10 protein-coding genes are annotated in these 13,955 nt (G+C 60.1%); 2 read left to right on the top strand and 8 right to left on the bottom strand.

The features are described from left to right. Positions 1–12 precede the first annotated feature (12 nt). Together RBB49_RS27530 and RBB49_RS27525 are read right to left on the bottom strand one after the other, a co-directional pair. Positions 13–3,132, bottom strand: a complete 3,120-nt coding sequence (locus tag RBB49_RS27530) for an efflux RND transporter permease subunit (protein WP_306146180.1) — start codon at positions 3,130–3,132, stop codon at positions 13–15. Next, positions 3,125–4,252: an efflux RND transporter periplasmic adaptor subunit gene (locus tag RBB49_RS27525; protein ID WP_306146179.1), complete on the bottom strand. Its 1,128-nt coding sequence runs from the start codon at positions 4,250–4,252 to the stop codon at positions 3,125–3,127. Before RBB49_RS27525 ends, RBB49_RS27530 begins: the two co-directional genes overlap by 8 nt. 544 nt (positions 4,253–4,796) lie before the next feature. On the opposite strand from RBB49_RS27525, the gene RBB49_RS27520 reads away from it, so the two are divergent. Then, a complete protein-coding gene (locus RBB49_RS27520) occupies positions 4,797–6,752 on the top strand; it encodes a M10 family metallopeptidase (RefSeq protein WP_306146178.1) in 1,956 nt (651 codons plus the stop codon). A gap of 56 nt (positions 6,753–6,808) precedes the next feature. On the opposite strand, the gene RBB49_RS27515 is transcribed toward RBB49_RS27520, so the two are convergent. The 6 genes from RBB49_RS27515 to RBB49_RS27490 are packed head-to-tail and all read right to left on the bottom strand — an operon-like array spanning position 6,809 to position 12,522. Further along, complete coding sequence (locus tag RBB49_RS27515) at positions 6,809–8,089, bottom strand: amidase family protein (protein WP_306146177.1); 1,281 nt, start codon at positions 8,087–8,089, stop codon at positions 6,809–6,811. A 40-nt stretch (positions 8,090–8,129) separates the two neighbouring features. After that, entirely contained in the window at positions 8,130–8,783 is a 654-nt protein-coding gene (locus RBB49_RS27510; RefSeq protein WP_306146176.1) for a DUF2848 domain-containing protein, read from the bottom strand. A gap of 11 nt (positions 8,784–8,794) precedes the next feature. Further along, positions 8,795–10,075, bottom strand: a complete 1,281-nt coding sequence (locus RBB49_RS27505) for a TRAP transporter large permease (protein WP_306146175.1) — start codon at positions 10,073–10,075, stop codon at positions 8,795–8,797. Next, positions 10,072–10,605 carry a TRAP transporter small permease subunit gene (locus tag RBB49_RS27500; RefSeq protein WP_306146174.1) on the bottom strand — a complete coding sequence of 178 codons (534 nt, stop codon included), beginning with the start codon at positions 10,603–10,605 and terminating at the stop codon, positions 10,072–10,074. The genes RBB49_RS27505 and RBB49_RS27500 overlap by 4 nt, the downstream gene beginning before the upstream one ends. 10 nt (positions 10,606–10,615) lie before the next feature. After that, positions 10,616–11,662, bottom strand: coding sequence for a TRAP transporter substrate-binding protein (locus RBB49_RS27495; RefSeq protein ID WP_306146173.1), 1,047 nt, complete (start codon positions 11,660–11,662; stop codon positions 10,616–10,618). A 32-nt stretch (positions 11,663–11,694) separates the two neighbouring features. Further along, on the bottom strand, positions 11,695–12,522 hold the full coding sequence (locus RBB49_RS27490; protein WP_306146172.1) for a putative hydro-lyase: 828 nt from the start codon (positions 12,520–12,522) through the stop codon (positions 11,695–11,697). A 111-nt stretch (positions 12,523–12,633) separates the two neighbouring features. Between RBB49_RS27490 and RBB49_RS27485 the strand changes: the two genes are divergently transcribed. Next, complete coding sequence (locus RBB49_RS27485; protein WP_306146171.1) at positions 12,634–13,506, top strand: LysR family transcriptional regulator; 873 nt, start codon at positions 12,634–12,636, stop codon at positions 13,504–13,506. The last annotated feature ends 449 nt before the right edge of the window (positions 13,507–13,955 follow it).

Raw genomic sequence — 13,955 nt, 5'->3', positions numbered from 1 at the left:
GACAGGCTCTCGTCAGGCTGTGTTGGCGTTGCCGCCCTCCAGTTCCTCCGCAAGGCGCTTTTCCGATGCACCGGGTGGCTGCGACCAGCCGGCAATGATCCGGTAGACCGCCGGTGTCAGGAACAGGGTGAAAATGGTGGCAAGGCCGAGACCGCCGACGACAACCCAGCCGACGGCGGTTCTCGCCTCCGCGCCGGCACCTGTTGCCAGCACCAGCGGTATGCTTCCGGCGACCGTTGACGCCATGGTCATCATCACCGGTTTCAGCCTGATCCGCATGGCGTTGCGGATGGCGGTGTCCACGTCCTCTCCCTGCTGGCGCAGCTGGTTGGCGAATTCGACGATGAGGATGCCGTTCTTTGCCATGATGCCGACAAGGATCACGAGGCCGATCTGGCTGTAATAGTTGAGACTCCCACCGGAGACCAGGATGGCCAGCAAGGCGGTCCCAAGCCCGCAGGGGACGGTGATCAGAATGATCAGGGAGCTGGAGAAGCTCTCGAACTGTGCGGAGAGCACAAGGAAGACGATCAGGATGGCAGCACCGAACACCAGCAGAGTGGTCGTTTCACCCGTTTCCAGCGTGGCGGCTTCGCCGAGAAAGACCAGACGCCCGTCGTTGCCGAGAATGTCCGGTGCGATTTCCTTCAGACGATCGACCGCGGTTCCCAGGTCGACACCGCTTCCGAGATTGGCCTGGGCGGTGACCGCCCGTTCGCGGGCTTCGCGGCTCAAGGTGGAGGCGGAGGCCGCGACCGACAGCGTCGCGACGGAGGAGATTGGAACAAACTGGCCGTTGCCGGCGCGCAGGAAGGTGTTTTCCAGATCGCCCTGATCGTTGATCGGCCGCCCGCCACGTTCCAGCCGGATCTCGACGGTCTCGTTGTTCAGGAAGATCTCTGACGCCTTGTAGCCCTCGATGACCGTGTTGAGTGTCTCGATCACATCCCTTGGCTCGATATCAAGGTTGGCGGCCTGGTCGCGGTCGACTTCCAGCAGCAATTGCGGCTGGTTGATCTCGTTGACGAGTTGAGCGTTTGCAAAGGCCGGATCCTCGTCCATCTTTGCAATCAGCTCGCCCGCCAGATCGCCGAGAACATCGTACTCCTTGCCGACAACGGCGAACTGGACACCCCGTCCGGCGCCCCGAATGCCGAGACTGTTGGACGCGCGCAGCGCAATGAAGGCACCTGGAATCCGGCTGACCGGTCCCTGTATCTGCGCCGCGATCTCCTGCTGGCTGCGTACCCGATCCTCCCACGGTGCCAGGCGTACGAAGACAAGGGCAAAACTGGTCGATCTCAAGCCGATCAGGGACTGGACAGCCACAACCTCGCCGGAGGCAACAAGCGGCTCGAGGATCTTTTCGACACGGGCCACCTGCTGGCTCGTGTAGTCGAGGCTCGCGGAGGAAGGTGTCCTCAGCGCGATCATCACGGTGCCGCGGTCCTCCGAAGGCGTGATTTCCTGGGGGAGGGAACCGTAAAGTGCCAGGGACCCTCCGGCGAATGCCAGCGCGCCAAACAGGACAAGGTAGCGCGCCTTCAAAATGAAGCCGATCAGGTTGCCGAAGCCCGTCAGAAATGCGCTTTCGCCGGCTTCGTCCTCATGCTGTCCTTTCGCCGCGCCGGGTTTTCCCGGATCGACGAAAGAACAAAGGGCCGGGGCCAAAGTGAGTGCGACGAAGGAGGAAAGGGCGACGGAAAACGCCAGGACAAAGCCGAATTCCCCGAAAAAGCCACCCGCCTGACCGGGGAGGAAGGAAATCGGAATGAAGACCGCGGCAAGCGTGGCCGTTGTGGAAATGACGGCGAAAAAGACCTCTCTTGTGCCGACGGCGGCTGCTGCGAAGGCGCCGAGACCCTGCTTGCGGCGGCGCACGATGTTCTCCAGAACCACGATGGCGTCGTCGACAACCATGCCCGTTGCCAGAACAAGCGCGAGCAGCGTGATCGTGTTGACCGAAAAGCCGGCTGCCCAAATCGCGCCGAGGGTTCCCGTGAGTGCAATCGGAACGGCGACAGCGGGCACAACGACCGCACGCAGCGAACGCAGAAACAGGAATATCACCGCGACGACGATCACGATGGCCATGGCAATGCTGGTGACGACACCCGAAATGGATCGCTCCACGAAAACGCCGTCGTCGGCCACGATCATCAAGTGAGCGCCGTCCGGCAGATCTTCCTGCAGTCCAGCCACCGCAACACGCGCCGCGCTGGATATCGACAGGGTGTTGGCATGGGATTGGCGGATGATGTTCAGTCCGACGGCGGGTTGACCGTTGATGCGGGTGATCACCGAGGGATCGTCGGAGGTGAACTGAACAAAGGCAACGTCACCGATCACCGTCTCGCGGTTGAGGCGGATCGCGGAGATTTCCGCCTCTGTCGTTGTTGAGGCAACGGACCTGACAACGAGTTCCTGGGTGCCGGTTTCCAGCGCGCCGAGCGGTATGTCCAGATTGGCGCTGGCAAGGGCCGCGCGCATGTCGGCAAGGGAGATACCGCGGCTGGCAAGCGCGACCGGGAAAAAGGTGACCCGCATGATCCGCGCGTAGTCGCCTGCAACCTGCACTTCCGACACACCGTCAATGGAAAGCAGTCGGTCGGAGACAATGCCTTCTGCGAGCGAGGTCAGCTCCGTCAGCGGCAGAGTTCCGCTGAGGGCGAGACGCATGATCGGATCCGCATCCGCATCGCTCTTTTGAACAGTCGGGTCTTCGACATCGTCGGGCAGATTGCGTTGCGCCCGGGAGACGAGATCCCGCGCGTCATTGGCAGCGTTGGTGACGTCGGTTGAGGCATTGAGCTCCAGCGTCAGGCTGGAACTACCGTAGGAGGAGGTCGCGGATATGTTTTCAAGCCCCTCCAGCCGTGCAAGTGCATCTTCCAGAACGCTGGTGACTTCGGAGTCCACCGTGCTGGCAGCCGCGCCGGGATAGGTGGCGCGCACCGAAATGACCGGACTGGACACGTTCGGCAATTCGCGGACCTCCACGCCGTTCAGCGCGGTGATGCCCGCTATGATCACGAGCAGGTTGAGCACGAGTGCCAGGATCGGGCGGCCGACGAATGTCGCCGCAAAGCCGAGCCGGTCCCGTGTCATCTTGTCCGGTGACGCGTCATCCATCGGTGTGCTCCGCGATCTCGACGGCAACGGCCACGCCCTGACTGACCTTGAAGGCACCGTCCTTCACAACCACGTCGCCTTCCTTCAGATCTGCTTCCAGCCAGACGCTGTCGCCCAGCCTGTGACGCAGCACCACGTCGATCCTTTCGGGCGCATTGTCCGCGCCAAGTTTCCAGACATAGGCTCCGTTCGGGCTCCAGAGGATTGAAACGGCCGGAACCATCGGCATCGGGGTGTCGGCGCTGGCGAGGCTGACGCTGAAGGTCATGCCGGGCAGGAGCAAATTCTCCGGGTTCTTGACCTGCGCACGCACCCGTACCGTGCGGAACTCTTCGTCGATCGAGCTGTCGAACGCGGTGATTTCGCCATTGAAGACACGGCCGACAAGGGCGGGCGTGGTCAGGCGGACAGGCACGCCCGTGCTGATCTGGCTGATCGCGGTTTCCGGCACGGTGAATTCGACAAGCAGACTGCTGGCATCGACCAGCGTCACGATTTCCGCGCCTTGCGAAAGATAGCTGCCGACGGTGAGGTCATTCAGATTGATCCGGCCGGAAAAGGGAGCCCTGATTATCCTTCGATCATATTCGTACTGTGCTTCGGCAACCTTGGCTTCGGCAACAGCGAGGGATGCCCTTGCTTCATCGACCTGCGCCTGCGAAACGGCGTTGCTGCTCTGGCTCAACAGTGTCTGGTACCGGTTGAACGACGCCGACTGCTGCTCAAGCTCGGCCTTGGCGCTGTCGAGGATGATTTCCTGGGTCTTGCGCTCAAGCGTTACGATGGGGTCACCGGCGCTGACATCTGTATTCGGCTGAACGTGGATTTTCTCCACAGTCCCGGCGACATCTGCCGTTACGTGGATCAGGCGGATCGCCTTGCCGGTGCCGATTGACTGGATCCGCGAGCGGGGCGGGGTAAAGGCAACGTCTGCCGTCGTCACCACAATGGCGTTGCCCGGAAACGTCTGCCCATCCGGGCTTTCACTTTCCGTGGCTTGAGCCGGGTCTTGTTGACCGGCCCTGTTTTCAGCAGCAGGAAACAACCCGCTTGCTGAAATCCAGATGCCCAAGGCGAACGCGCAAAAAAGCGCAACAATCGACCCCGCAATCCTGATCATGGAATCAGCCCTCATGCGTTTCCCGAAACGTTTTTCATCACGGTCGAACAGATCACAGCAAATATGATTTTTGCAAGGCGTTGAAGGTCGATGCGTGACCTGAAGCTGACCCAGGCAGTGTCGCTGATGAGACGATCCCGAGGTATATTGATTGCGAAATCTCTGATTCTTTCGTTTTTATTTTTAAATTCAATGTAATTTCTTCAATTTTAAATTATCTGGATTCGTTTTTTGTTTTTCTTTTGGTAATTGTTTTTAAATTTTACTTGAGTGTGTGAGGGGCAATCTTTAGCGTCGATCTGTGAATCGCTTCCAGAACGGTAGAAATTCCCTACTCCGTTCGAATTCACGTGTGGTGCTGGATGAAGTGACACCTCAGAAACGGTTCGCTTCATCTCTCGTGGCCGGGCACCGCGGTGATGACGATTCATCGGATCAAAATACCAAGAGGTAGTTCGACATGTGTGAACTGTGTTTCGCGACCGGCCGTACCGAAGATATTCCTATTGTTGCCGGCTTCAGTTGCGATGACGGTACTGGGCCGATGGCAAACGCACCCGGTGACGGATCAGGCGTTTCGTCCGCACCGCTTCCCGTCTTCAGCAACAACCAGATCGCGGATCAACTCACCCGGGAGACGTCAAGCGGCGCTCCGATCTCGTTCGATGCCGGGCCGGGCGACACGATCACCGTTGACATCACCGGTCTGACCAGCGCCGGCAAGTTTCTCGCCACCAACGCGCTCGAAGCCTGGGAAAACGTAACCGGGCTGAATTTTTCCTTCGTCTCGAGCGGTGCCCAGATCACTTTCGATGACGAAAATTCCGGCGCTTATGCCAGCTTTTCATGGTGGAGCAACGGTGATCTGATATCCGCCGACGTCAATGTTTCCAAGAACTGGCTCAATTCATACGGCACGAGCATCAACAGCTATTCGTTCCAGACCTACATTCACGAAATCGGCCACGCTCTGGGTCTGAGGCACGGCGGAAACTACAACGGTTCGGCGACCTACGGGGTGGACAACCACTATCAGAACGATTCCTGGCAAGCGACGGTGATGTCCTATTTCAGCCAGACCGAGAATACCTCCATCAACGCAAGCTTCGCCTACGTGATCACGCCGATGGTGGCCGACATCATCGCCGTACAGGACCTTTACGGCATACCGACCAGCATTCGCACCGGCGCGACGGTTTACGGCAACAACTCCAATGCGGGCGGTTACCTGGAGACGTTTTTCGATTCAAATCAAACCGCTGCGATGACAATCTACGACAATGGTGGAACGGATCTTTTCGACTTTTCCCACTATGGCGCAAATCAGCGGATCGATCTCAACCAGGAAGCCATTTCTAATGTCGGTGGTCTGACCGGCAACCTGATTGTTGCGCGCGGAACGGTCATCGAAAACGCCTATGGCGGCAGCGGCAACGATACGCTGATCGGAAACGGTGCCAACAACACGCTCCTGGGCAACAATGGCAACGACGACCTGATCGGCGGCGGCGGCAACGACATATTGCGCGGGGGGTATGGTAACGACAACATGTCAGGTGGAGCTGGCAATGACACGATCTACTATACCAACGGTGACACATTCTGGGTGAATGGCACACCGAAGGATATCGGTGGCAGCGGCGTTGATACGCTGGTCATGGAAAACGGGTCTGTCTTCAATACCAGCGGCCTGTCCTGGTACGGCTTCGAGAAATTCATCGGTGCGGGACGCAACGACCGGGTCGTCGGCAACGACGATAGCGTGGACTATCTGCTCGATGGCGGCGGCGGCAACGACACGCTGATCGGCAGCGGCGGCGATGATGAACTGATCGGTGGCAACGGCAACGACTTCCTCCGGGGAGGCTGGGGCAGGGATACCGTTTCCGGCGGCGCCGGCAATGACACGGTCTACTATGGCAGCGGCGACCTGTTCTGGGATAACGGCACGCCCAGGGATATCGGCGGGAGCGGACGGGACAAGCTGATCATCGAAACCGGCTCCAAGTTCAACACATCCGGTCTTTCCTGGTACGGGTTCGAGGAGTTTCAGGGCGCGGAAAAGGATGACCGTGTTGTCGGCAACGAAGCCGGTGTCGATTACTGGCTGAATGGCGGCGGCGGCAATGATGTCCTGAAAGGGAACGGTGGAACGGATACGCTGATCGGCGGATCAGGCAATGACACGCTGGATGCAGGCGGGTCTTCGGGCGGCTGGCAGAAACTGGAGGGAGAGGCGGGCAACGACAGCTATGTCGTTTCCTCCGATGGCGGCTTCATCGATATTGTCGAACTGATCGGCAAGGGGATCGACACCCTGCTGTTCAAGGATCTCAAGGTTGCCGATGTCGAGGCCTCGACTGACAGCGACAGCAACATGCTGCTCACCTGGGCAAGCGGGGCAGGCCAGGTCCGGATCAACGATCTCGGCACCCATATCGAGAATTTCGAGTTTTCGGACGGAACCATATTCCAGGCGGACGACTTTGCGTTTGTGTGACCTCTGAAGTGTTGCGGGAGGCCGACAACCGAGTGCGGTCAGCCTCCGCCTTGTCTTCACATGGTCTGAAGACCAGCCTCAACAACCTTCGCGCAAGCGAGCAGTTCCGCATCCCGCCCGCCTGCGGCGACAAGCATTGAGCTCAATGTTAATTCCTCGTGCCGGTGGGGCATCGCTATTGCGCAGGCATCGGCGACATTGGCAAGCGACGGGTTGCGAAGCGCAAGGAGATTCAGCCGGTTGAAGGCGTCATCGTCGGCAAGCTCCTCAATTCGGGGCGGCAGCTTGGGGGTGGTCGGCAGAAGCAGCATGTCCTCGCCGATTTCTTCCCGGAAGGCGGCAATGAATTCCTGACGCCTGTTCAGTGTCTGCCGGTACTCAACCGCCGAGATTTCCTCCGCCCGGCCCATTCTGGCATGGACCCGCGGATCGAACCGGTCGGGCGATGCCTGAAAGTGCCGCTCGTAGTGTGCGCGCGATTCCACCGAGGTCATGTGCCAGGGGGGCACGCCGTCATACATCGACATGGCGGCTATCTCCCGCTCGACGACTTCCAACCCCGCCGCCCGCAGCTTTGCGACCACCGCCCTGAAACCTTCTGAAACGGCGTGGTCCATCTCGGTGAAGCCGAAATTGGCGGGAATGATCAGGCGCGCGGGTGCAGGATTGGCGGGAGTTGTGTCTTTCCCCGCCATGACCTGCCAGGCCAGCTCGCAGGCCGCGACGGTTTTCGCCATGGGGCCGAAGCTGTCGAGACTGTCGGACAGGGGCTTGCCCCCGTCCATCGAAACGGAACTCTGCGTCGGTTTGAAACCGGTGATGCCCGTGAATGCGGCAGGAATGCGCAGGGAGCCGCCGGTGTCGCTTCCGATTGCGATGTCGCACAATCCGAGGGCCACCGAAACGGCACCACCGCTTGTCGAGCCACCCGGAGCGCAGCCGGGATAGGCCGGGTTTTCGGGCGTGCCGTAATGCGGGTTGAGCCCCAGTCCGGAATAGGCGAACTCGGACATGTTGGTGAGACCGACAAAGACACCGCCGGCCGCCTCAAGGCGCGCAATCGCGGGCGCATCCGCCTTTGCCGGCGGATCACCGGCAAGGACCCTGGTCGCGCTTGTCGTTGTCTCGCCTTCAACATCAAACAGCGCTTTCACGCTTATCAGAGCGCCCGCAAGCGGGCCGTCTGCCGCCGACGCCCTTTCAGCCTGCTCCCTTGCCCGGTCACCCAGGAGTTTCAGAAAGACGGACTTCGCCGCCTGCTCCCCGGCCGCTCGCTCCAGCGTGGTTTCAAGACGGCTGGCGGCGGTGTCGGGTGTCCAGGGAAACGATGCGCTCATTCGGGGCAGTCCTGTGATGGCGAAAAAGGCGGGAAGGGCGTCACGAGATGCTGCGAAGAGTAGCCGTTCGGTAGCTCCAGTCAATGGATTGGCCGCGGACCGGATCCGTCAGCGACATCCTGAAGGCCGGGGCCGGGCGCACGCCGCCAATTGCCGGAAGCGTGCCGCACAGCATCGCGGTTCCGTCGGTAAGCGCTGCCCCGGCCACGAGTTGCTCCAGCGGCAGGATCGAAGCGAGTTTTCCGTCCTGATAGGGAACCCAGCTTCCGTCTTTCTCGATCCATGATTTCAGAACAAGATCATCCAGATGCGGTTCCACCGCCTCCAGCGGCCACAGGACATCCGCAATGGGTTTTGCGCAAATCTGCTTTGAGGCGGCGACGGAATGGGCTTCCAGGGCGCGGTCCGTGTGATCAGACCCAAGGCCGATCCAGATCCTGCCATCCTGTTGGAGCAGAAGAGGCTCAGCTTCACCCGATGTTTCTTCTCCGAGTGCCTGAATTGCGGTTGCCTGCGTCAGGAGAGCGGGCGAACACTGATAGTACAGCGGCACGGTTGATGGAGCGGGAACACCAATTGCGGCCAGTTCCTCTATGTGGTGATCGACGGCGGCCCGGTCGCGGCCGGTCCAGCCGGCCACAATGAGCCTTTCGGGCGTGCTTTCCAGCACACCGGTTTCGGTCTGAAACTTCATGAATTCTTCTCTTACAGGGTTGATGGCAGGAACAGGGCCAACTGGGGCATGAGAATGAGCAGGCCGACCATCGCCAGCATCGCCAGCGCATAGGGAATGCAGCCAAGCATGACGTCGCTGAAACTGCCCGATTTGCGTGCGGCCTGAACCACGTAGAGGTTGAGCCCGACGGGCGGCGTGATCAGGGCCATTTCGACCAGAATGATCATCAGGATGCCGAACCAGATCTTGTCATAGCCAAGCTGTACGATGATCGGGACCACGATCGGGATGGTCGCGACCATGAGCGACAGGGTCTCGATGAAAAAGCCGAGCACGATGTAGATCAGGATGATCACAAGCAGCGTTTCCAGCGGACCCAGTCCCAGACCGGACAGGACATCCTGCAGAGCCCGGCTGACACCGGCGGCTGTCAGCGCAAAATTGAGGACATATGCGCCGATGACGACCAGCATGATCATCGCCGAAGTCTTGACGGACCCGCGCAGCGCGTCCTGCAGCATCTCCCAGTTCAGTGCCCGCTGGTGCGCGGCGATGAGCAGAGAAATGGCAACACCGACTGTCGCCGCCTCCGTGGGTGTGGCCCATCCGGCATAGATCGACCCGACAATCGCCGCAAAGAGCCCGAAGATCGGCAGGAGATCGGCCAGACCGTCCAGTTTTTCCTTCAGTGTGCTCGACTGGCGCGGTCCGCCGAGGGACGGTTTGAAAATGCAGATGATCACCGTGATCAGCATGAACAGTCCCGCAAGGAACAGACCCGGTATCAGGCCGGCGAGGAACAGTTGCGGGATGGAGCTTTCCGTCAGGAACCCGTAGACGATCAGGTTGATGGAGGGCGGGATCATGATCCCGAGCGTTCCACCGGCGGCGATTGCGCCGGAAAAGAGCTTCGGATTGTAACCGAGCGCCTGCGCCTGGGGCATGGCAACGGTCGCCACAGTGGCTGCTGTTGCAACCGAGGAGCCGGATGTCGCCGAAAACATCGTCGAAGTTGCCACATTGGCGTGGATCAGCCCGCCCGGCATCCAGGCAACCCACTTTTCAAGCGCCGTATAGGTGCGCCGCGCGACGCCGCTGCGGACCAGAATCTCTCCGAGGAGCACGAACATCGGAATGGCGATGAGGGTTGCGGAGTTGGAGGAAGACCAGACGATCTGGCCGAGCCCGCGCATCAGCGGGAAAGGGCTGAAGAATTCGTCGATACCGAAGGCCAGCAGGAACAGCACGATGCCGACGGGAATGGAGAGGGTCAGAAGGCCGAGCAGTCCGACGGAGGTGAAGGCAATCATGCTTCCCCCTTCGCACCGGCGACCGCGTCGACGGATTTGTAGTCGGAGGCCAGAAAGCTGACGAGAACGGAGGCAAGCAGCACGCAGGCCGACAGCGCGAACCAGACCCAGCCGGCCCACCAGAGGGACTGCGGGATCCACAGGGGTGTCTCCAGCGGCGTGTTGGCGCGCGCACCGGTCGAGAGGGTCTTTTCAAGGACGCCCCAGCCGCGCCAGGCGACGACGATGGCCGTGCCGGAAAGGCATACCAGGGAAATGATGTCGAACACGGCGCGGCCAAGAGGCACCAGGCGCTGGCGGAGCAGGTCGATGCGCACATGCGCCTGCTCCGTCAGGGCGTAGCTTATTCCCCAGCTTGTGGTCACGGCCATGACGTAGCCGGAGATTTCATCGACACCCCCGAGCGACCCGCCCAACCGGCGTGCAATGATCTCTATGAGCGTGAACGCAACGCAGGCGAGAAGGATCAGGCCTACGAGGATTGCCAGGCGATCATTGATCCGCCGGAGGGCAAGAGCCAGGGACGTCATCGTTTGTGCCTCAGTTGGTTTCCAGTTTCACACCGGTGACCTTGCCGACGCTCTCGCTCCAGCGTGCCGCCCAGTCACCGCCTGCGCGCTCGGCCCAGTCCGGAAGCACCTCGGTGATGAGAACTTCCTTGGCCTTGGCCTGATCTGCCTCGCTGGCTTCAACCAGGATCAGACCGCGTGCATCGCCATAGGGGCATTCGCCGTTGCCCGTCAGGCAGGCAACATCATTTTCAAGGGCATTCTGGGCGGTTTCCCAGGCGGGTGCCTCAAGACCTTCCTTCACGCCTTTTTCCAGCGCTGCTTTCTGGGCGTCGGACAGGGAATTCCACTTGTCCAGGTTGATTGCGGTCACGACCGGGTCCCAGCCTCCGAGCGGCAGCGGCATGAGGTGGGTGGAAACTTCCCACCAGCCGGCGTTGTAGCCCGAGCCTGCGCCGGTGATGGCGCAGTCGACAACGCCGCGCTGAAGAGCGCCCGGAACCTCGCCGAAACCGACATTAACGCCTTCCGCGCCGAGGGCTTCCAGGAACTTGGCTGTCATCCTGCCGGACGCGCGAATCTTTTTGCCCTTCAGGTCGTCGAGGGAGCCGATCTCCGCATTGCAGAAAACCACCTGTGGCGGGTAGGGCGCGATCCCGAGCACCTTGGCGTTGAAGACATCCTTGTAGATGTCGTCGACCATCGGGCGGGCGGCTTCGACGGCCTTTTGCGCTGTGGCGGCATCCGTTGCGATCAGCGGTACATCAAGGCCCTCCAGGGCGACGCTGTCGGAAACCGCGTAGTCGGCTACCGTCATGCCGACGTCGAACACGCCTTGGGAGAGCATGCGGAAAACATCACCTCCGGCGATCCCCATCTGGTCGTGGGTCGTCAGCGCTGCGGAGAGGTCACCGCCGGAAAGTTCCGGGAGTTTTTCGTTCCAGAACGGCGCTTCATACTGCTTGTGCAGCGGCAATCCGCTCCAGCTGCCGACCACGGCAAGTTCTTCTGCCTTGGCGTGTGTCCCGGCCGCAAATGCGATCACGGAAATCGCTGACATCAATACCAGTCTGTTCATATCGTTCGTCCTCTGTTTCTCATTTTTTTCAGTTAGTTATCGTTATAGGTGTAAAGCGGGCCGGTCGTCTCCGAGACGCCTGATATCAGCATCGCACCGGGTGCATGGGTGATGGAAAGGGGCGGTTTCGATCTCATGATAGCCGCCTGCGGAGTGACGCCGCAGGCCCAGAAAACCGGAATTTCGCCCGGCTTGAACTCGACCGCTTCACCCCAGTCGGGTGCGTCAAGATCCGGAATGCCGATGTCGGCCGGATCGCCCACATGAACCGGAGCACCATGCGCCAGCGGGAACTTTGCGCAGATATCGACAACTTCACCGATCCGGTCTTCGGGAATCGGGCGCATGGAGACAACCATGCCGCCGTGGAAGGGACCGCTCGGTGTGGTCTGGATGGAGGAAAGGAACATCGGAACGGTTACGTTGCTGTCGATGTGCCGCATGACGATCCCGGCTTTGCGCAACGCGTCCTCAAACGTGAAGGAGCAGCCGATTGCAAAGGCGACGAGATCGTCGCGCCAATACGCGTAAAGATCGTTGACCTGCTGTTCCAGGACACCGTGCCGATAGATGTTGTAGCGCGCGGCATCTGTCCGGATGTCGACGTCCGTACCAAGGCGCGCAATGGTCGGTTCACCGGCGCGCGACACACCTGCCAGCGGGCAGGGCTTCGGGTTCAGCCGGCAATAGGTGTGAAAGTCATCGGCGAGATCTGCCGGCAGGATGGCCAGGTTGCACTGCAGATTGCCCTTCGCAAGTCCCGCCGTGTGCCCGTTGTAGTGACCGTCCCGGATCAGCTGGCGCTGGGCCGCAAGGTCCATATCAAACAGGTCGGGAAGCTGTGCACGCTCGCTGGTCATTTCCACCTCGAAAGTCGGTGGCAAAATGCTGCGGTCTATCTATTATCAAGTCAAATCGTGATTTTTTGTCCGAAGTGATCAGGTTTTTTTATCACTTTGCGGAGGGATGCCATGACTTTCGAGCAACTCAAAACCTTTCTCAGTGTCGCGCGCATGGGTGGTGTGCGCCGGGCGGCGGAGCAGCTGAATGTCTCGCAACCGGCTGTCTCTACACGGATTTCCAGCCTCGAGACCTATCTGGGTACGGAGTTGTTCAGCCGGGTGTCGACGGGTGTTGTGCTGACCCGTCAGGGCGTTTTGCTCCGCAACCATGCCGAACAGATCATGGAAATCATGGAACGCATCAAGGGCGAGGTGATGGCTGATGACAGCGTCAGCAGCCTGCTTCGTCTCGGCGTTGCCGAGACCGTGGCGCAAACATGGCTGCCCGATTTCATCCGTGAATTGCACAGCCGGTTTCCGAGACTCAAGATCGAGGTGTCGGTCGACATATCCGTCAACCTTCGGGAAATGCTGCTGGACCGGTCGCTCGATCTGACAATGCTGATGGGCCCCGTCTCCGAATACAGCGTCGACAACCTGGATCTGCCACCTTTCGAACTGTCCTGGTACCGGCCGATCGATCTGCCGGACCCGGACCTGAGCACCACACCGGTCATTACCTATAACCGGAACTCGCGCCCGCACCGGGAACTGACACAGGAACTTCGCGACCGCTATGGCAGTTCCGCCCAGATCTTTCCGACGAACTCGCTGTCGACCGGTTTCGAGATGGTGGCATCGGGCATCGGTGTCGGCATTCTGCCGCGTGTTCTCGGGCGGCGGCTGGTCGAAGAAAAGCGGATAACGACTTTCGATCCGGGCTGGCAGGCAACACCGCTGCGCTTCACCGCAACCTTTATCGGCGAACCCAGGAACGAACTGATCGAACGGGCCGCGCGCATCGCCCAGGAGGTCGCGCGTGACTTTGGTGAGGCGGGGTAGCGGAAGACGCCGAGCGCAATCGCGCTCTCGGGTCGTGAAATCTGCCAAGTCCCTTGCCCGCCCAAAACGTGCATTTTCCGCCAGAATCCGATCGCCCTGACGCTGGAGGCAAAATTCACCGCCTTTCTTGCCGCAAATCCGGAAAAAGGCCTGTTCTATCGGTGGTTAGCCGATAAACTGCCGTAGGGTACGGACTCATAAATGACGCCGATTTGGCGGCAGAAATGGCAAAACCTCGGGAGGAAGCGTGTGCAGAGCGGGCTTTATGCCCGGTCAAGCGCGGTGACGCTGCGAGATACAGCCATTTTGCCGTCCTTCGGATTTGGCCGTTTTGGCCATCTGCCACGTCGCGAAAGGCTTGAAAATGAACCACATTTCCTGCGCTTTCGCTTCTCGCAGTTGGTCAAAACGATCCAAACCAAATTGACTTCATTTATGAGTCAGTACCC

It is taken from the genome of Roseibium sp. MMSF_3412, assembly GCF_030733265.1.
Classification (GTDB): Bacteria; Pseudomonadota; Alphaproteobacteria; order Rhizobiales; family Stappiaceae; genus Roseibium.
This window is presented reverse-complemented; position numbering and strand designations above follow the sequence as displayed.

Bases quoted from the DNA above. Each gene is read 5' to 3' on its own strand.
- RBB49_RS27530 (WP_306146180.1), bottom strand. From the start codon at position 3,132: ATGGATGACGCGTCACCGGACAAGATGACACGGGACCGGCTCGGCTTT.
- RBB49_RS27525 (WP_306146179.1), bottom strand. From the start codon at position 4,252: ATGATCAGGATTGCGGGGTCGATTGTTGCGCTTTTTTGCGCGTTCGCC.
- RBB49_RS27520 (WP_306146178.1), top strand. From the start codon at position 4,797: ATGGCAAACGCACCCGGTGACGGATCAGGCGTTTCGTCCGCACCGCTT.
- RBB49_RS27515 (WP_306146177.1), bottom strand. From the start codon at position 8,089: ATGAGCGCATCGTTTCCCTGGACACCCGACACCGCCGCCAGCCGTCTT.
- RBB49_RS27510 (WP_306146176.1), bottom strand. From the start codon at position 8,783: ATGAAGTTTCAGACCGAAACCGGTGTGCTGGAAAGCACGCCCGAAAGG.
- RBB49_RS27505 (WP_306146175.1), bottom strand. From the start codon at position 10,075: ATGATTGCCTTCACCTCCGTCGGACTGCTCGGCCTTCTGACCCTCTCC.
- RBB49_RS27500 (WP_306146174.1), bottom strand. From the start codon at position 10,605: ATGACGTCCCTGGCTCTTGCCCTCCGGCGGATCAATGATCGCCTGGCA.
- RBB49_RS27495 (WP_306146173.1), bottom strand. From the start codon at position 11,662: ATGAACAGACTGGTATTGATGTCAGCGATTTCCGTGATCGCATTTGCG.
- RBB49_RS27490 (WP_306146172.1), bottom strand. From the start codon at position 12,522: ATGACCAGCGAGCGTGCACAGCTTCCCGACCTGTTTGATATGGACCTT.
- RBB49_RS27485 (WP_306146171.1), top strand. From the start codon at position 12,634: ATGACTTTCGAGCAACTCAAAACCTTTCTCAGTGTCGCGCGCATGGGT.